This window comes from Carnobacterium sp. 17-4, assembly GCF_000195575.1.
Taxonomy (GTDB): domain Bacteria; phylum Bacillota; class Bacilli; order Lactobacillales; family Carnobacteriaceae; genus Carnobacterium_B.
This window is the reverse complement of the sequence record NC_015391.1, coordinates 1-19,840: the sequence shown is the minus strand read 5'-3', so window position 1 is coordinate 19,840 and position 19,840 is coordinate 1. Positions and strand designations below refer to the sequence as shown.

The 19,840-nt window shown below is 34.8% G+C and carries 16 protein-coding genes, 1 tRNA gene and 2 riboswitches; of the genes, 1 reads left to right on the top strand and 16 read right to left on the bottom strand.

Going from position 1 to position 19,840, the window contains the following annotated elements:
• Window positions 1-142: 142 nt before the first annotated feature.
• Window positions 143-241: riboswitch (TPP riboswitch) on the bottom strand.
• 56 nt (window positions 242-297) lie between these two features.
• A riboswitch (TPP riboswitch) is annotated at window positions 298-396 on the bottom strand.
• Window positions 397-546: 150 nt separating this feature from the next.
• Window positions 547-2,007, bottom strand: coding sequence for an alpha-amylase (locus CAR_RS00085; RefSeq protein WP_013709711.1), 1,461 nt, complete (start codon window positions 2,005-2,007; stop codon window positions 547-549).
• 198 nt (window positions 2,008-2,205) lie between these two features.
• Between CAR_RS00085 and CAR_RS00080 the strand changes: the two genes are divergently transcribed.
• Entirely contained in the window at window positions 2,206-2,421 is a 216-nt protein-coding gene (locus CAR_RS00080) for a DUF378 domain-containing protein (RefSeq protein ID WP_013709710.1), read from the top strand.
• Between the two features lie 109 nt (window positions 2,422-2,530).
• Here CAR_RS00080 and CAR_RS00075 read toward each other — a convergent pair whose 3' ends face one another.
• From CAR_RS00075 to dnaA, 15 genes are all read right to left on the bottom strand, one after another.
• Window positions 2,531-3,346, bottom strand: coding sequence for a ZIP family metal transporter (locus tag CAR_RS00075; RefSeq protein WP_041556012.1), 816 nt, complete (start codon window positions 3,344-3,346; stop codon window positions 2,531-2,533).
• Between the two features lie 177 nt (window positions 3,347-3,523).
• Window positions 3,524-3,596: transfer RNA gene (locus CAR_RS00070), tRNA-Lys, on the bottom strand.
• 152 nt (window positions 3,597-3,748) lie between these two features.
• On the bottom strand, window positions 3,749-5,041 hold the full coding sequence (locus CAR_RS00065) for an adenylosuccinate synthase (protein WP_013709708.1): 1,293 nt from the start codon (window positions 5,039-5,041) through the stop codon (window positions 3,749-3,751).
• A gap of 185 nt (window positions 5,042-5,226) precedes the next feature.
• On the bottom strand, window positions 5,227-6,612 hold the full coding sequence (dnaB, locus tag CAR_RS00060) for a replicative DNA helicase (RefSeq protein ID WP_013709707.1): 1,386 nt from the start codon (window positions 6,610-6,612) through the stop codon (window positions 5,227-5,229).
• A gap of 191 nt (window positions 6,613-6,803) precedes the next feature.
• Window positions 6,804-7,259 carry a 50S ribosomal protein L9 gene (gene rplI, locus CAR_RS00055; protein ID WP_013709706.1) on the bottom strand — a complete coding sequence of 152 codons (456 nt, stop codon included), beginning with the start codon at window positions 7,257-7,259 and terminating at the stop codon, window positions 6,804-6,806.
• A 4-nt stretch (window positions 7,260-7,263) separates the two neighbouring features.
• Window positions 7,264-9,264 (bottom strand): DHH family phosphoesterase, encoded by a 2,001-nt coding sequence (locus CAR_RS00050; RefSeq protein WP_013709705.1) that lies wholly within the window; start codon window positions 9,262-9,264, stop codon window positions 7,264-7,266.
• Between the two features lie 212 nt (window positions 9,265-9,476).
• Window positions 9,477-9,716 (bottom strand): 30S ribosomal protein S18, encoded by a 240-nt coding sequence (rpsR, locus tag CAR_RS00045; RefSeq protein ID WP_013709704.1) that lies wholly within the window; start codon window positions 9,714-9,716, stop codon window positions 9,477-9,479.
• Window positions 9,717-9,746: 30 nt separating this feature from the next.
• Complete coding sequence (ssb, locus tag CAR_RS00040; RefSeq protein WP_041556011.1) at window positions 9,747-10,271, bottom strand: single-stranded DNA-binding protein; 525 nt, start codon at window positions 10,269-10,271, stop codon at window positions 9,747-9,749.
• Between the two features lie 48 nt (window positions 10,272-10,319).
• Window positions 10,320-10,619 (bottom strand): 30S ribosomal protein S6, encoded by a 300-nt coding sequence (rpsF, locus tag CAR_RS00035; protein ID WP_013709702.1) that lies wholly within the window; start codon window positions 10,617-10,619, stop codon window positions 10,320-10,322.
• Between the two features lie 278 nt (window positions 10,620-10,897).
• A complete protein-coding gene (gyrA, locus tag CAR_RS00030; protein ID WP_013709701.1) occupies window positions 10,898-13,477 on the bottom strand; it encodes a DNA gyrase subunit A in 2,580 nt (859 codons plus the stop codon).
• Window positions 13,478-13,500: 23 nt separating this feature from the next.
• Window positions 13,501-15,438 (bottom strand): DNA topoisomerase (ATP-hydrolyzing) subunit B, encoded by a 1,938-nt coding sequence (gene gyrB, locus CAR_RS00025; RefSeq protein WP_041556738.1) that lies wholly within the window; start codon window positions 15,436-15,438, stop codon window positions 13,501-13,503.
• A 2-nt stretch (window positions 15,439-15,440) separates the two neighbouring features.
• Window positions 15,441-16,562: a DNA replication/repair protein RecF gene (recF, locus tag CAR_RS00020; RefSeq protein ID WP_013709699.1), complete on the bottom strand. Its 1,122-nt coding sequence runs from the start codon at window positions 16,560-16,562 to the stop codon at window positions 15,441-15,443.
• Window positions 16,562-16,813: a S4 domain-containing protein YaaA gene (yaaA, locus tag CAR_RS00015; RefSeq protein WP_035020984.1), complete on the bottom strand. Its 252-nt coding sequence runs from the start codon at window positions 16,811-16,813 to the stop codon at window positions 16,562-16,564. The genes recF and yaaA overlap by 1 nt, the downstream gene beginning before the upstream one ends.
• Window positions 16,814-17,076: 263 nt before the next feature.
• On the bottom strand, window positions 17,077-18,219 hold the full coding sequence (gene dnaN / locus CAR_RS00010; RefSeq protein ID WP_013709697.1) for a DNA polymerase III subunit beta: 1,143 nt from the start codon (window positions 18,217-18,219) through the stop codon (window positions 17,077-17,079).
• A 183-nt stretch (window positions 18,220-18,402) separates the two neighbouring features.
• A complete protein-coding gene (gene dnaA, locus CAR_RS00005; protein ID WP_013709696.1) occupies window positions 18,403-19,740 on the bottom strand; it encodes a chromosomal replication initiator protein DnaA in 1,338 nt (445 codons plus the stop codon).
• Window positions 19,741-19,840: the final 100 nt, after the last annotated feature.

Sequence of the window (19,840 nt, the reverse complement as noted above, 5' to 3'; positions counted from 1 at the left end):
AATAATTGAATTCTTAATTTTATTTAGTCCTAACATTCTGTTTGTCATTTCATTTCAACAAAATATGACTCTCAGACCTCCTTTATTTTGGATGTACGCAAAAAGGCCTCTACAAAAATTGTAGAGACTAAAAAAGTGTATAAGAAAACCACTAATCGCTCCCTACGTCAGTATTAACTAACAGGTTCTAAGGGTCAGGTTTTAACCTTCTCAACACACGTGTGTCCCCCCGCAATTAAAAGTTTTACAAAAGAAAAGCTCCCCATAAAAATGGAGAGCTAGTACGTATAATTTAATACATATGTACATAGTGCTCCCTACGTCAGTGTTAACTAACAGGTTCTAAGGGTCAGGTTTTAACCTTCTCAACACACATGTGTCCCCCTGCAAAACATTTAATTACTTATAAGCTTACTATAGACAAACTACTTAATCAATCCTCTTAAGTAATCAGAAAATAAGAATACAAAAAGCTTAACTAATGAATAGACTGAAACGCTCTATTCATTAGTTAAGCAACAGCTAGATCTTTTTCTTTTGGTTCAATTATTCTTTTCTATTAACCCATACAGATATGGATCCAGCTTCTACAAGAAAATGACCATTTCCTTCTTCATCAATAGTTACTGTCTCCGCACAATTGCCTAAATAATCTTCATAAACAAATCCCACTTTTTCTTTTCCTACAAACATATCTTTATAACCAGCATCACTATTTGAAATGACTATAGAACATCCTATGGGGTACTCTTCATTTCCTGAACGCGTCCAACCAATGCAATTATGATGGTCAAAATAATCCGTTTGCTCTCCATATGCATAGTGTTTTTTTACATAAAGTAATTTATCAATCACTTCACGATGCGGCTCAATAGGATTTTCTCCCTTTATACCATAGTAATCACCATAAAAGAGTACAGGATATCCTTCTTTCCTTAATAAGATGACTCCATAAGCTATAGGTTTAAACCAAGGTTCAACAAATGATTCAAGTGATTGATTTGGCTGTGAATCATGATTGTCTACAAATGTTACAGCTTGCATTGGATTGTTTTTAATTAATGTTTGATCAAATAAATGTGTTAAATCAAAGTTTTGACCCATTTTCGAAGCTTTTTCTAATTGATGGTGTAATCCTACATCAAATAAATCCAACTTGTAATCTTGACTATCTAAATAACTATTCAAATTTGTATAATTTTGGTCCCAATATTCTCCTACTATAAAAAACTGTCTGCCAAAGTTAGCTTCTATACTTTCACGAAGTTCATAAATAAATTTCTCATTTATATGTTTAACAGCATCTAACCTAAATCCATCCACTCCAGTTTCTTCAATAAACCAGTTAGCCCATTTTTTTGTTTCTTCAACGACTTCAGGATGACTATAATCAATATCAGCAAACATCAAGTAATCGTAGTTTCCGTATTCATTATCTACCGTCTCATCATCTGCCCAACCTTTATGTTGACCTTCAATACGGTAAATAGCTTTTTTTTCATTTTCTTGATTGTAATCTGTTCCAGAAAAATGATACCAGTGCCAGTGAAAATCAGAATACTTTCCTTTTCTGCCTGGGAACGTAAACTCTGTCCATCCTTCAATTTCATAAGCTTCACTAATCTTTTGATTACGATCATCCGGGTTCACTTCAACTGCTTTAAATCGTTCAGTTCCATCTGCACCTGCTTTATGATTTAAAACGATATCTGCATAGACTTGTATCTCGTATTTATGTAATTCTTCAATAGCTGCAATTAGTTCTTCCTTGGTGCCATATTTAGTACGTACAGTGCCTTTTTGATCAAATTCCCCTAAATCATACAAATCATAAATACCATATCCGTTATCATTTTTATCCATACCTTTAAAGCAAGGTGGGATCCATACACTTGTTACACCTATTTCATGTAGGTGTTTTGCATCTTCTTTTAACCGTTTCCAATGTTTCCCATCATTTTCTACGTACCATTCGAAATACTGCATCATCAGTCCATTTTTATACATGGTCTTCATCCTTTCGATCACTAATCCGTTATTTACCCACTTATTTAATCTCTTGCCTTTTCAAAATTATACTTTAGTAATTTTACCATTTTTCCATCAAAAAGAATAATAACAAGAATTTCTTTTTCAAGTCACATTAATCGACAATTAATTCTAAACCAAGTATAGTTACTTTATCAAATAAAGGAGGTTATCTAGATGAAAGCATTGGATAGTATTGCGTTAGCACTACTAATTGTTGGCGGTTTAAACTGGCTATTGGTTGGACTATTTGAATTTGATCTCGTTGCTACAATTTTTGGCGGACAAACATCATTGTTATCTAAAATTGTTTATATCATCGTTGGTTTATGTGCATTGTATTCCTTAAAATTCTTCCCTTTATTAACTTCAAACCACAAAGATAGACACTAAAATTATTTATAAAAACTAAATATCGTATAAAAAAAAGGGACTCAACATTAACTTGTTGAGTCCCTTTTCTATTTTAATTGGTCAACTAAGTAAACAGATTTTACATTTTCTACCCAAGAGCTACATCTAAAATCATCATGATTGTAAAACCAATCATCAACCACATTGATGCTAAATCTTTATTGCCATTTTCTTGGGAACCAGGTATAACTTCCTCTGCAACAACAAAAATCATAGCTCCAGCAGCAAAGCTTAGTGCATATGGAAGTAACGGTTCCATGACTGTAACAGCTAATACACCTAGAATAGCTGCCAGTGGTTCTACAGCTCCGGAAAGTTGTCCATAGTAAAAACTTTTGGCTCTGGACATACCATCACGTCTTAATGGCATAGAAACAGCTGTTCCTTCTGGAAAATTTTGAATACCCATACCAATAGCTAAAGCAACTGCACCTGCGATAGAAGCTTCGGGATTACCTGCTGCAACTGAACCAAATGCGACCCCTACTGCTAATCCTTCTGGTATATTGTGCATTGTAATGGCTAAAACTAATAAAGTACTTCGTTTTCTCTTTTGAGGATTAACCCCTTCAGCTTCTGATGGAGGCATATTTGGGTTTAAATGGGGCAATAAATTATCCGCACTCCATAAAAAGAGGCCTCCTAACATAAAACCAATAGCTGCAGGCACCCATGCCGGAAGTGGACCACTTTCAGCCATGGAAATAGCAGGTGATAAAAGTGACCAAAAACTTGCTGCAATCATTACTCCTCCAGCAAAACCTAGCATGCCATCCATTAACTTTTGATTCACATTTTTAGTAGAAAATACTAAAGCAGCTCCTAACGCTGTCATTCCCCATGTAAAAAGCGATGCAATTATCGTTTGTACTATAGGACTTAAAGAACTAAAAAACTCAACCACTTACTTCACTCCTTATATATAATCCTAACTATTTATTCTTATTCAGTATAAATCTCTTTTCATTTTTCTACAAATAGTTCAACGCAGATATATTTAGAAAATAAAAAAGAGACGCAATAAACGTTTTCGAAATGCTTTCGCACCAACGTTTATTCGTCTCGTGGGTTTGGCACCCAATGGGATGTGGGGGATTCGAACCCTCGACCCGCTGATTAAGAGTCAGCTGCTCTACCAACTGAGCTAACAACCCATTTTTTACCTTTTTTCTTACAAAATATAGTTTAACACATTTTATTGTTTTTATGTAAAAAAAATAGCCGAAAAAGATCCTTTTTCTAACTTTTATTAAATAAAAAAGATTAACCAAACAAAAAAGCTTTTGCTTGGTTAATCTATAATTTATTATACTTGTGCCCAAACACTTTCTAAGATGTTTGTTTGGTCGCGGTCAGGTCCAACTGAGAACGTTGAAATACGAACACCTACTAATTCAGAAATACGATGTACATAATTTCTTGCATTTTCAGGAAGCTCTGCTAAAGTACGACATTTGGTAATATCTTCACTCCAACCTGGTAATTCTTCGTAGATTGGCGTACATTCAGCTAACTCTTTTAAACTTGCTGGATAATGTAAAATTTCTTCTCCATTGCGTTCATAAGCTGTACAGATCTTAACCGTCTCTAAACCACTTAAAACATCAATTGAGTTTAAAGAAAGATTAGTGATTCCAGATACTCGTTTTGAATGACGCATCACTACAGTATCAAACCAACCAATACGACGTGGACGTCCAGTAGTTGTACCATATTCACGACCAACATCACGGATACGTTGTCCTACTTCGTCAAATAATTCTGTTGGGAACGGACCGTCTCCAACACGTGAAGTGTAGGCTTTACATACGCCAACTACTTTATCAATTTTTGAAGGACCAACACCACTACCGATAGTTACTCCACCAGCTACTGGATTAGAAGAAGTAACGAATGGATACGTCCCTTGATCAATATCCAACATAACCCCTTGAGCTCCCTCAAATAAGACACGTTTACCATCATCTAAAGCATCATTTAATACTACTGATGTATCACAAACATACTGTTTAAGTTCTTGGCCATATTGATAATACTCTTCGAAAACATCTTCAAAGTCAATTGCAGTAGAATCATACATTTTTACAAAACTACGATTTTTTTCTTCCAAATTAATGCGTAAGCGTTCTTCAAAAATTTCTTTATCTAGTAAATCAGCAATTCGGATACCAATACGAGCCGCTTTATCCATATATGCTGGTCCAATTCCTTTGATCGTTGTTCCAAGTTTTTGATCGCCTTTAGAATCTTCTTGTAATTGATCTAATTGAATATGGTAAGGCAGGATAACATGAGCACGATCAGAAATACGTAGATTCTCTGTTGTTATTCCTTTGTCATGTAAATAAGCTAACTCTTTAATAAGTGCTTTAGGGTTTACAACAACACCATTTCCAATAACACTGATTTTATCTTTAGAGAAAATTCCTGATGGGATTAAATGCAATTTGTAAGTTTCACCATCAAATTGAATAGTGTGTCCGGCATTGTCACCACCTTGATAACGTGCAATGACTTCCGCGTTTTCACTTAGAAAGTCCGTAATTTTACCTTTTCCTTCATCGCCCCATTGTGTACCAACGACTACTACTGAAGACATATGAACACCTCATTAATTTTTTTTTACCCAAATACTTATTAATTTTAGCAGTAAATGATGATTGTTTCAACAAAAAACGAATATTTAATTTTATTTTAACTAAAAAAACCGAAATAAACGAACATTAATTTTTTATTTCTTAAAAAAAAAGACAAAATGCGAACATTATTTCGCATGAGTCTTTTTTAGCGTTGTGCCATATCATCTGGATAATAACTTAATGAAGAAAACTTATTGTACTCTTTTATAAATAAAAGTTTAACTGTACCCCTGGCACCACTTCTGTTTTTTTCGATAATGACTTCTATCACATTGTCTTCACCGGCTGATCCATGATCGTCGTCATCTTCTCCCTCTTCGCGATCATAATAGTCATCACGGTATAAGAAGGCTACGATATCAGCATCTTGTTCGATTGATCCAGATTCACGAATATCACTTAAAACTGGACGTTTATCTTGCCGTTGTTCCACACCACGCGATAATTGGGACAACGCTATAACCGGAACTTTTAATTCTTTTGCTAATTTTTTTAACTGACGAGAAATTTCAGAGACTTCTTGTTGTCTACTTTCACGTCCAGTACCTTCAATTAATTGCAGATAATCAATTAATACCAAGCCAAGGTTACCTTTTTCTTGTTTTAATCGACGACATTTAGCACGAATTTCAGCTATTCTAATCCCTGGTGTATCATCGATGTAAATGTTGGCTTTTGATAAACTACCCATAGCTACAATCAGGCTTTGCCATTCTTCTTCTGATAATGTCCCCGTTCTCAAATGGCCAGCATCTATACTTCCTTCTGCACAAAGCATCCGATTGACCAATGATTCTGCTCCCATTTCTAAACTAAAAATGGCAACTGTTTCATCCGTCTTTGTTCCAATATTTTGAGCAATATTTAAAGCAAATGCCGTTTTCCCTACAGCGGGACGCGCAGCTAAAATAATCAATTCTTCTTTTTGAAGTCCAGCTGTCATTTTATCTAAAGCTTGATAACCAGTCGGCAAACCTGTAATTTCTTCATTATTTTGATAAAGTTGATCTATCTGAGCAATAGAACTGTTCAACACGTCTGAGATGGCTAAAAAACCGCTTCTGTTACGTCTTTCAGATACTTCTAGAATACTGCGCTCTGCCTCATCTAGAATTGAAGCTAGCTCATCTCCTTCTTCATATCCTTTAGTAACAATATCTGTTGCTGTATGGATCAAATTTCTTAAAATAGCTTTTTGTTCTACTATCTTTGCGTAATATTCCATATTAGCAGCTGTTGGAACTGACACAGCTAACTCGGCTAGATAAGCCATTCCACCAATGTCTTCTAACTGATTTTTAGATTCTAATGCATTGGTTACCGTAACGATATCAATAGCTTCATTATGGTTATTTAATTCTAACATTGCTTGAAAAATCAATTGATGTCCCCGACGATAAAAATCTTTAGACTCAATAAATTCTAAAGCACCGACAACCGTTTCAGGATCTAAAAATATTGAACCTAAAACTGCTTGTTCTGCCTCTATACTCTGTGGTGGTAAGCGATCTTGAAAAGCTTCTTGTACCAATAAATTCTCTCCCTTTCACTATCAACAGTACGATTATTTTCCGTAAAATAGTTGTATTCAATTCTATTATTTTACCTTAAAAGGACTTGAAACACAATCTAGAAAACAGAACATTCGTTCCATAATTGTTAGTTTAAAAAAAAGCATTTGACTCTTATAATGCTACTGAGCCAAATGCTTTTTTTGCTAATTTAATTTTCTGGTAAGACTCTTACCGTTATAGTGGCAACTACTTCTGGGTGAATTTTTACATCAATTTTCATTGACGTTAAACTTCTAATAGGAACAGGCAACTCAATTTTACGTTTATCAAGTTTTATGTTTAACTGTTTTTGAGCTGCAGCAGCGATTTGTTTTGTTGTAACGGAACCAAACAAACGACCATCTTCAGCTGCTTTAGTTTTGATCTCGATTGCATTTTCATCTTTTTCGAGAAATTCTTTTACCTTTTTAGCTTCTTGTAGAATCTCTTCTTCTTTTTTCTCGTCAGCTTTTATTTTACCATTTAATTCACTTATGCTAGCTGAAGTAGCTTCTTTCGCTAAGTTGTTTTTCAATAAAAAGTTATGTGCATATCCATCAGCAACGTTTTTTACCTCGCCTTTTTTACCTTTACCTTTTACATCTGCTAAAAATATAACTTTCATAATGTTATTCCTCCTTAGTTTTGTTTAAAATAACCTCACGCAATTGTTCTTTTGCTTCTTTTATCGTAATATTTTCTAATTGCGTAGCTGCATTAGATAAGTGTCCGCCGCCACCTAGCTGTTCCATAATAACTTGAACGTTTATTTCGCCTAAACTGCGGGCACTTATGCCAATTTTATTATCTGTACGCTTAGTGATTACAAAAGCTGCATCTACGTTAGACATTGAAAGCATGGTATCAGCTGTTTGTGCTGCTACCACTGTATCATAAACAGCATTCTCTTCACCAACAGCAACGGCTATATTTTTAGTAACAAATTCAATGGTTTCAATTAAATGACTACGAAGAAGGTAGGTTTCTTTATCTTCTTTCAATAGTCGTTGGATCATAACTGCATCTGCACCGCAAGACCTTAGATAACTTGCAGCATCAAAAGTACGAGATCCTGTTCTGAGAGAAAAACTATTGGTATCTACAATAATTCCGCCTAATAGCGCAGTAGCCTCAATCTTATTTATGGGATCTGCTTCTTCCGATTGGTATTCGAACAGCTCTGTAATCAGTTCAGCTGACGAGGAAGCATAAGGTTCGATGTAAACTAAAGCTGGATTTTCTGGAAAAGCTTCTCCACGACGATGATGATCAATAACAACTACCTTATTTGTTCGAGAAATTAAATCTGGAGCTATCCCCATAGACGGACGATGAAAATCAACTAACACAACTAAACTATTATTTGTAATCATTTGTTCAGCAACAGCAGGTGTTATAATATATCGGCTAATTTCATTGTCCTTTTCTACTTCTTTCATTAACTTAGAGATATCTTTGCTAAATTCATCTGGATTTACAATAACCCAAGCTTCTTTGTTATTCATTTCAGCAATCCTTCTAATACCTAATGAAGCACCAATGGCATCCAAATCAGGATATCTATGTCCCATAATAAAAATTTGATCAGATTGTTTCATTAATTCTTGAAGTGCTTGACTAATCATCCGGGAGCGAACGCGTGTTCTTTTCTCCATAGGATTTGTTTTTCCGCCATAATAACGCGGTTCAGCATCATAACCTTTTACAACAACCTGGTCTCCACCTCTACCTAAAGCCAAATCTAAATTACTTTGGGCTAATTTAGATAATTCACTTAAATCTTCAGATCCATACGCAATACCAATACTCAACGTTAGAGGGAAATTTTGTTTTGAAGTTCTCTCTCTAATTTGATCGATAATACTAAATTTTTCTTCTTCCATTTTAGCTAAAGACCTCTTGTGCATCATAACGATAAAGCGATCTTCTGTTATGCGTTTTAAGTACACATGATGTGACTTAGCCCAATTAGATAATTGAGTTGTAATAAAGTTATCCAAATTAGATATATTTCTATCGGTCATTCCTTGAGTAATTTCATCATGATTATCGACAAATATATTTCCAATAACAATTTGTTCTTCCTCGTACTTTGATTGAATGTTAGCGTATTCTGTAATGTCCATAAGATAAACAACTCTAATATCTTTTTGAACAATTATTTGAAAAACTTTGTCGCCCCATTTTGCTTTTTTCAATCCAGAGTCTCGGCTTTCTTTGACAAGTATTGCTAATTCGCTATCAACATCTTCTAACTGCTTACCTAGCACTTCTTGGTAACCTAAATGCGATTGAAGATAAGGATTAATCCATTGCAATTGTAAGTTTTCATTAAATAAAAGAATACCAATGGGCATTTTTATCAAAGCTTCTTGCTCTCCGCGCTTAATTCGAAAAGCTAAATCTGAAATGTATTTTTTGTTTTCAATGGCTAATTTCTTTGCCAAATCATACAATAAAAATAATACCACTATAAAAATAACTAGTAACGCTAAACCGATTCCAATGTTAGCGATAAATCCTAAAACAATTATAACTAACTGAAACACCATTATAATGGCTATAATAGTTTGAATTTTTTTATCATTTAAGAATTCCGGAAATTTTTCTTGAGATAGTTTCTTATTCATAACAGGCCCCTTTTTCCATCTCTCTCCTAATTAAAGTTCAACCTCTATTTTACCACTTGTTCTCTAAGTAGACAACTTGTTTCACATGAAACAATCCTTTCGGAAATGTTTCACGTGAAACATTTCTTCTGTTAAGTATCTTTCAGAATCAGAATGATAGTTGAATGAAAAAATAAAAAGAGTCGAGACATTTGCCTCAACTCTTCATCTTTTTATTGTTCGTCAGTTACGAAAGGTAATAATCCCATAATACGAGCACGTTTGATTGCTTTAGTTAATTTACGTTGGTTTTTCGCGTATGTTCCAGTAACACGGCGCGGTAAAATTCTACCTCTTTCAGAGATAAAACGTTTCAATAGGTCAATATCTTTGTAGTCCACGTGTTCGATGTGGTTTGCTGCAAAGAAATCAACTTTACGGCGTTTTTTCCCGCCTCTACGTTGTTGAGCCATTTCATATTCCTCCTTTACGTCCCATTCTTTTTAGAATGGTAAATCGTCATCTGAAATATCAATCGGTTGTCCGCTCTTTTCAAAAGGATCAGAGTTTCCAAAATTTTGATATTGTTGGTTACGGGGAGCTTCTTGTGAATTACTTTGTGTGTTATTGTTATAAGGTTTTTGTTGAGAACCGTATGATCCCGATTGAGCTTGAGAGTCATTTTGATCTTTACGTTGGTCATTTTTAGATTTTGATTCTAATAATGAGAACGTTTCAACAACTACTTCTGTAACATATACACGTTGCCCTTGTTGATTATCATAAGAACGTGTTTGGATACGGCCTTCTACACCTACTAATGCACCTTTTCTGGTGAAGTTTGCAAATGATTCAGCACTCTTTCTCCAAATTACACAGTTGATAAAATCGGCATCTCTTTCACCTTTTTGGTTTGTAAACTGTCTGTTTACAGCCAGTGAAAAAGTTGCTACCGCTGTGCCATTTGAAGTGTATCTTAAATCAGCATCTTTTGTTAATCTTCCAACTAAAACAACATTGTTAATCACATTATCCACTCCTTCCGATAAAAATGTTTCATGTGAAACATTTTTTGCTTAGTCTTCTTCTCTAATTGTCATATGACGCAGAATATCAGAACTGATTTTAGACAAACGATCGAATTCGTTAATTGCAGCTGCATCATTAGCAGTAAGTTTTACGATATGGTAGATTCCTTCGTGGAAATCTTTGATTTCGTAAGCAAAACGACGTTTCGACCAGTCTTTAGATTCAGTGATTTCAGCACCATTATCTTTTAAAATAGTGTCAAAGCGTTCAACTAAAGCTGCTTTTTCAGCTTCTTCGATGTTTGGACGGATAATGTATAAAATTTCGTATTTTGCTGTTTTACTCATCTTGACTGTCACCTCCTTATGGACTTTGGCTCTTTTTACAGAGCAAGGAGAGTATTCTAATAATGTTTCTTTAGATTACTCACGTCCGTTTAGTATAGCACATTTCATTCTAGACATCAATACTTGAATTACACTTATATATAATACTTTTTAATAACTATGGCTACAAGCAAACCCGTTTATTCCAAAATAAATTTCTTTTGAAACACACCTACACCATTTGTCAAACAACAAAAAAATAGAGAGAATGATCTATTGATCTCATTCTCTCTACTCTTTTAATCTTCAGTTAGGTCATTGTTGCCTTCTGTATCGTTATCAGAATTGTTTGAAGTATCATTTTCTTGAATCGATTCGTTTAGTTCACTATCTTCTATAGACGGCGATTCAGAAATGATTCCTGCTTCATCCATTTCTTCTTTGATAACTTCTGCATCTACTTTTGCCATAGTTGACACTTTAACATCTTCAGCTACTCGAATAACACGTACACCTAATGTTGCACGGCCAGTTTGAGATACTGCAGAGACATTGAAACGAATGATAACACCTGTATTTGTTATCAACATAATATCTTCGTCGCCTTTGACAGTCGTTAAACCAGCTAGATTACCATTTTTACTTGTGATATTAGCTGTTTTAATTCCTTTTCCGCCACGGCCTTTAATAGCATATTCACTTGCTTTGGTACGTTTTCCATACCCTTTTTCTGTAATAATTAAAACTTCCGAGTCCTCAGTTAATAGATCTACTCCAATGACGTAATCATTTTCTCTTAAGCGAATACCACGAACACCGCCAGCAGTTCTACCCATATTTCGGACATCTTTTTCATGGAAACTTACAGCATAACCCATATGTGTTCCAATGATAATGTTTTGATCTCCATTTGTTACAGAAACAGACATCAATTCATCATTTTCTTTTAGTACAATAGCTTTTAGACCATTGCTTCGGATATTAGAAAAGGCTTTTACATCCGTACGTTTAACTGTTCCAAGACGAGTCGTAAAGAACAAGTACAGTCCTTCTTCAGCTTCTCCTCTGACGTTTATAACCGCTTGAACAGTTTCACCTGAGTCGACTCCTAGTAAGTTGATAACAGGGATTCCTTTAGCTGTACGGCCATATTCAGGGATTTCGTATCCTTTTGAACGGTAGACTTTCCCGTTATTCGTAAAGAATAATAAGGTATCATGAGTAGAGCAAGAAACTAAGGTTTCAATGAAATCATCATCATGAACACCCATCCCCTGTACTCCGCGTCCGCCACGTCTTTGTGATTTGAATTCAGAACTTGGAAGACGTTTGATATAACCTTTGCTAGTCAACGTAATCACAATATCTTCTTCTTCAATCAGATCTTCATCTTCCAGACTTAATACTTCTCCTACTAACAATTCAGTACGACGAGCATCTCCAAATCTTTCTTGAACTTCAAGAAGTTCCGTTTCAATAATAGTGTGTACACGTTCTGGATTAGCCAAGATATCAGCCATATCAGCGATTAAAGCCATCAATTCAGTATACTCTGCTTCGATTTTGTCTCTTTCTAAACCAGTTAATCGAACCATTCGCATATCTAAAATAGCTTGTGATTGTTTCTCTGATAAACCGTACGTCTCAATTAAAGTCGTTTTAGCGATATCACCAGTTTTTGAACCACGTATAATTCGAATGATTTCATCAATATGGTCTAACGCTATTCTTAAACCTTCTAAGATGTGTGCTCGTGCCTCAGCTTTACGTTTATCGTAAGCTGTTCTTCTACGAATAACTATTTCTTGGTGCTTCAAGTATTCTTCAAGAATTGATTTCAAACTCAATACTTTTGGAACACCATTCACAATTGCTAACATGTTAAAGCCAAAAGATGTTTGTAATGAAGTTAATTTATATAGATTATTTAAGACTACACTCGCACTAACATCACGTCTAACATCAATCACAACACGCATACCATCACGGTCGGATTCATCTGCTAAATCAGTAATACCTTCGATTCGTTTGTCTCTAGCTAAATCAGCTATACGCTCTACTAATCGTGCTTTATTTACCATATATGGTAATTCATGCACAATAATGCGTTCTTTGCCATTTTTTAGTATTTCAATTTCAACTTTAGCTCGAACCATAATAGAACCTTTACCTGTTTCATAGGCTTTTCTGATTCCAGATTTACCCATTACTAATCCACCGGTTGGGAAATCAGGACCTGGTATAGCTTCCATCAAATCAGCCGTGGTTGCATCGGGGTTTTTCATCAAAATGTGTAATGCAGAAATAACTTCAGTTAAATTGTGCGGAGGAATATTAGTAGCCATACCAACAGCAATACCGGTGACACCATTTACAAGTAGATTAGGAAAGCGAGCCGGTAATACATCTGGTTCACGTTCTGATCCATCATAGTTATCATGGTAATCAATTGTATCTTTATTGATATCGCGCAACATTTCTAATGCCATTTTTGTCATACGAGCCTCTGTATACCGCATTGCTGCAGCTCCATCGCCATCCACTGATCCAAAGTTTCCATGACCATCCACTAACGGATAGCGGTAACTCCAGTTTTGTGCCATACGAACCATAGATTCATAAATCGCACTATCTCCATGAGGATGGTATTTACCCATAACATCCCCAACAATACGTGCTGACTTTTTATGCGCTTTATCTGGGGTCACGCCCAATTCACTCATCCCATATAAAATACGACGATGGACTGGTTTCAATCCATCTCGTACATCCGGCAATGCACGAGCTACAATAACACTCATTGCATAATCAAGGAAAGATGTGCGCATTTCATGGCTTAGTTCAATACCTTTTATATTCTCTTTAAATTCTTCAGCCATTCTTTATTGTCCTCCTATTTGGATTAAATATCTAAATTTTGTACGTAACGTGCATTTTCTTCAATGAATAGACGTCTTGGTTCAACACGGTCACCCATTAACATATCACAACTTTTATCTGCTTCAATAGCATCATCAACTGTGACTTGCAACATCCGTCTGTTTTCTGGATTCATGGTTGTTTCCCATAATTGTTCAGCATCCATTTCTCCAAGACCTTTGTATCGTTGAATGACAGGTTTTGGTGAAAGAGGTATTTCTTTCAAATAATTATCCAGCTCTTCTTCTGAATCCAAATAGACCATTTTTTTACCTTGGCGTACTTGGTATAAAGGCGGCTGAGCGATGTAAACATATCCCGCTTCAACTACTGGACGCATGTAACGATAGAATAAAGTCAATAATAATGTACGAATATGTGCTCCATCGACATCGGCATCTGTCATAATAACTAATTTATGGTAACGCGCTTTAGAAACATCAAAGTCATTTCCAAATCCTGTTCCCATTGCTGTAAACAACGAACGGATTTCTTCATTCGCTAAAATTCTATCCAGTGTTGCTTTTTCTACGTTTAAGATTTTTCCACGAATTGGTAAGATCGCTTGAAAGAGTCTCGAACGTCCTTGCTTAGCAGAACCGCCGGCAGAATCTCCCTCAACAATGAATAATTCGCTGATAGTCGGATCTTTACTCGAACAATCTGCTAACTTACCAGGAAGATTACTGATTTCTAATCCACTCTTTTTACGCGTTACTTCACGAGCTCTTTTGGCAGCTAAACGAGCTCTAGCTGCTAACAATCCTTTTTCAACGATTTGACGAGCTACTTGTGGGTTTTCCATCAAGAATTTATCAAAATGCGCAGAGAATAGTCGGTCTGTAATGGTACGGGCTTCAGAGTTTCCTAATTTTGTTTTCGTTTGTCCCTCAAACTGAGGATCAGGGTGTTTAATGGATAAGACGATCGTTAAGCCTTCACGTACATCTTCACCTGTTAGATTCTCTTCATTTTCTTTAATTATTTTGTTCTTTTTTGCGTAATCATTTATCACACGTGTTAAGGCTGTCTTGAACCCAAATTCATGCGTTCCACCTTCATAAGTATGAATGTTGTTAGCAAAACTTAATAAATTGTTGTGATAACCGTCTGTATGTTGCATAGCTACCTCAAGAGTGATGCCTTGTTGTTCGCCTTCTAGAAAAATAGGCTCATCATATAAAACAGTCTTATTTTCATTCAAGAACTCTACATAGCTCTTAATACCGCCTTCGTAGTGGTATTCTAGAAATTTTTCTTTACCTTCACGCTTGTCTTCAACCGTAATTTTTAATCCTTTGTTTAAGAACGCTAATTCTCGGACACGTGTAGCTAATTTATCAAAGTGAAATTCTACAGTTTCTTTAAAAATCTCAGGATCTGGAACGAAGTGGACAGTTGTTCCATGTTTATCTGTTTCACCAATGACTTCTACATCATGAACAACTTTTCCTTGAGCATATTGTTGATGATAGATTTTTCCGTCTTTGTGTACGTAAACATCTAAAGTGATCGAAAGTGCGTTAACCACTGAGGAACCAACTCCATGTAAGCCACCTGAAACTTTATAACCTCCACCGCCAAATTTACCTCCAGCATGAAGAACTGTGAACACAGTTTCTAACGCTGGACGACCTGTTTTAGCTTGAATATCAACAGGAATCCCACGACCATTATCAATAACGGTAATACTTTCATCTTTTTCAATGATTAGATTAATTTCATCAGCAAAACCTGCTAAGGCTTCATCAATTGAATTATCGACAATTTCCCATACAAGGTGATGCAATCCTTCACTACTCGTTGAACCAATGTACATACCTGGACGTTTACGAACAGCTTCCAGACCTTCTAAAACTTGTATTTGACTCGCATCATATTCTTTTGCTCGATCTTGTTTGCTTTTTATTTCTTCAGACACACTCATTCACTCTCCGTTTCTACTTGTCCATTATCAATCAGAAAAATTTTGGGAGTTTCCAGCATATTTTCCTTTATTCCATCTAAACTAGTTGTCGTTAAGAACGTTTGAACTTTATTTTGAATTGCTTTCAATAAATGCGTTTGGCGCTCATCATCCAGCTCTGATAGGACATCATCTAGTAATAAGACGGGGTATTCACCTGTCATTTCTTTCATCAAATCAATTTCAGCTAACTTCACACTTAAGGCTGTCGTTCGTTGTTGGCCTTGAGAGCCATAAGTTTGAACATTTCTCCCATTCACACTAAACTTCAGATCATCTCTGTGTGGACCGAAAATGGTTGTTCGCTGCTCTAATTCTCTTTGTCTACCTTGCGTATAAGCGTTCATTAAATCTGAATAAATCTGTTTTTTATCTGTTTCATTTGTAATTTTCAAACTACAAGAATACCCAATTTCAAGAATTTCTTTCTGCCTAGAAATTTCAGCATGAACAGGCTTGGCCCAATTCTCTAATTTTTTTATGAATGAAAAACGCTCTACTAAAATAGCCGCCCCAAACTCAGCTAACTGTTCCGTTAAAATATCCAAAAAAGTTAAATCTTTTACTTTTTTTAGACTTAATTGTTTTAGATAGCTGTTTCTTTGTTTTAAAAGATGCTGATATTGCACGAGATGATGTAAATAAATAGGGCTCATCTGCCCCATTTCCATATCTAAAAATTTTCTTCTGACAGAAGGCGAACCTTTTACCAAAGACAAATCCTCCGGAGCAAATAAGATAACATTTAGATTTCCAATGTATTCACTTAATTTTTTTTGCTCCAAATGATTAAATTTTGCCTTTTTTCCTTTTTTAGAAATAGAGATTTCAAGTGGGAAACTTGTGTTTTTCTTTTGAATTCTTCCACTCACTCGTGCAAATTCTTGTTCCCATCGAATGGTTTCTTTATCATTTGCAGTTCTATGGCTTCTTGCCATTGCTAATACGTAAATTGCCTCCATCAAACTTGTTTTTCCTTGGGCGTTTTCTCCTAAGAAAACATTTATTCCTTTAGAAAAGATAACTTCAGCATGTTCGTAATTTCGATAATTGGAAAGATGGATCTCTTTCAATAACATTATTTTTCTTCCTCATTTGTTTTAGCAGTTTCATTTTCTGACTGGATAAAGAATGTTCCTTCATCAGGTATTTCCACTACAGAACCAGGGTAAAGTTTTTTACCTCTGCGATTTTCAACTTCGTTATCAAGAAGGACTGTATGTTCAGACAAATACCACTTTGCCATTCCGCCACTGCTAATAATGTTTTCATGTTTTAAAAATTGCCCCAATGTTATAAATTCACGATCGATTTTAATGGTTTTTTTCATTTTTTTCACCTACTTTTCAATAAAATAAGCGTGGAAATAATCCACGCATTACGCTGTCGCTTATTAATACTATTATACTCTTTTTTTGCCAATAGTACAAATGAATCTAAAAATAACCCTACTATTATCGATTTTAAGCAAAAGATAAAAAAAGACCCTAAATCCTCCATAAGTGCTTAAATCGAAAAAAACATGGTTATTCGGCATATATTAAAAAAAACTACTTTTTCAGTTGCCTGAAAAGTAGTTTTTTCGGAATGTCCTTAAAAAGTTCGAACTGGAGTAATCAATTGAATAAAATCTTGATCGTTTTCGCTAGGAACTAAAATAAATGGACGAACTGGTGAGGTGAACTTTATTTTAATGTCTGTTTGGCCAAAAGTTCTCAATGCATCCTTCATATAATCTGGGTTAAAGGAAAGTTCGATTGGTTCTCCTTCAACAGATTGATAGTCTAATTCCTCATTAACATTTCCAACATCAGGTGAGTTTCCAGAAATCTCAACTAAATTCGGGTTGATCGTAATTTTTACAACATTATTTTTACCTTCATGTGAAAGCAATGAAGCACGTTCGATCGAACCTAATAAAGAACTAGCATTAAAGCTGATTTCCGTTGAAGAATTATCAGGAATCAAACGTTTTGTATCAGGATAGTACCCTTCTAGTAAGCGAGAATAAAAATACATATTTTCGGATTTAAACAGTACTTGGTTTTCAGTGATCATCATTTCAATAGTATCAGAATTTTCATCTAGTGTACGAGACAACTCAATTAAACTCTTACCAGGAATAATGATATTGTATTTTTTTGAAGCTTGCTCATCATTCATTTCTAAAGGAATCACACGTTGGCTTAAGCGGTGGCTATCGGTAGCAACTGCTAAAAACTTACCATTTTCAATAACTATATTTACTCCTGTAAGTATTGGACGACTTTCATGAGTTGAAATAGCAATAACGGTTTGTCCGATTACTTGCTTAAATAAGTTTACAGGTAAAGTAAATGATTCTTTCGTATCAATAATCGGTAAGTGAGGGTAATTATTAGGATCTAGACCATTAATAGTAAATGAAGCTGTTGCAGAAGTAATCAATGCTTGAAAATGATCAAGTATTTCAATAGTCATTGTTTCTTCAGGAAGTTTTTTTACAATTTCACTAAAAAAGCGTGCTTGTAAAACAATTCCTCCAGTTTTTTCAATAACTAATAAATTATCATCTTCAGATACAGGAATGAATGCTTCAATAGAAATATCTGAATCACTACCTGTTAATGTCAATCCTTCATCATTTGCGATGATTTTTAAACCAGTCAATATAGGAATAGTTGTTCTCGAAGAAATTGCACGTTGTACATCGGATAAGCTTTTTAAAAAGGCACTTCTTTTAATTGTAAATTTCATTTAATTTACCTCCAAATATAGTTTAATTTATTTTAGTAAGTTCTTTAGTAATAGTAGTAGGGCTTGTTGATACTGTGGATAACTAATGCAACCTTTTTAGTTACAAGGTTTTACACATGTGGATAACGTGTTAGTAAAAAAAGGATAAGTCTATTAGTTATGCACATGTGTAAAAGAAAAAGATTACGTTAATTTTTTCTTTATATCGGTAATTTCTTGTTTTAATTGGTCATCGGTCGACAAAACATGAACGATTTTTTCGTAAGCATGAATAACAGTTGTATGATCTTTTCCACCAAATTCAGCCCCTATTTTAGGTAGTGAATTTGAGGTAAGTTCTCTAGATAAATACATAGCAATTTGTCTTGGTAAAACAATCGATTTAATGCGTTTTTTACCTTTAAGATCAGCAATGGATAACTGATAATATTTACTAACCGCATTTTGAATGTCCAAGATGGTCAATGTGGTCGGTTTTGCTGAAGGCAGCATACTTTTTAAGGCATCGGCAGCGAGACTAGTTGTAATGTCACGACTTTCGATAGCTGCATAAGCTTGTACACGAACTAAAGCACCTTCTAATTCTCTAATATTTGAATCAATTTGACCAGCGATATAACTTAACGTGTCACCTGGAATTTCTAACCGTTCAGCATTGGCTTTTTTTCTTAGGATCGCAATACGTGTTTCCAAATCTGGAGGCGTAATATCTACTGATAATCCCCATGCGAATCTTGATACTAAGCGTTCTTGCAACTTAGGAATTTCATTAGGCAAACGATCACTAGTCAATACGATTTGTTTTCGATCATCATATAAAGCATTAAAGGTATGGAAAAACTCTTCTTGAGTTCCTTCTTTATCTGCAAAAAATTGAATATCATCTACTAGAAGCAAATCAACACTACGGTATTCATTTCTAAATTTTTCTTGTGTTTTATTTTGAATGGAATTTATAAAGTCATTTGCAAATGTTTCACTACTAACATACTTCACTCGTGCATCTGGGTTTAGCAGTAACATTTGGTGACCTATAGCATGCATCAAATGGGTTTTTCCAAGTCCAACTCCACCATAGAAAAATAAAGGATTATAAATTGTTCCAGGTTCTTCTGCAACGACTAAAGCTGCAGCGTGAGCCATTTGATTTCCTTTACCTATAACAAATGTATCAAAAGTATATTTAGTATTTAATTGAATATCTTTTTTAAAGAGGGTTTTTTTAGGGACCTCATTACGCAAATTTTTATTTACTAGATTGCTTGCTTCCTGTTCATTTTTGATAATAAACAATGGAGAAATTTCACGACTGGAGTATTCATAAATATTTTCAACAATTCGAGTAGCTAAGTTATTTTCCCAATATTCTTTATGTAAAGAAGAAGGGACTTCGATAATAATGTTGTTATCCGTGATACGTATGGGGCTTGCACTTTCAATCCATGTATCATAGCTAACTTTGGAGAGCGATTCTTTGAATTTTTCTTTTAGAAAAATCCAGAGTGTTTGTAAATCGTCCAAAATAGAACCTCCTTATAAAATGTGTCTAAGTCATTTTAGCACTTTTATAAATAGTTTTCCACAAGTAGTTTTTTTAGTAGAAAATTTGTCCACTGCCTGT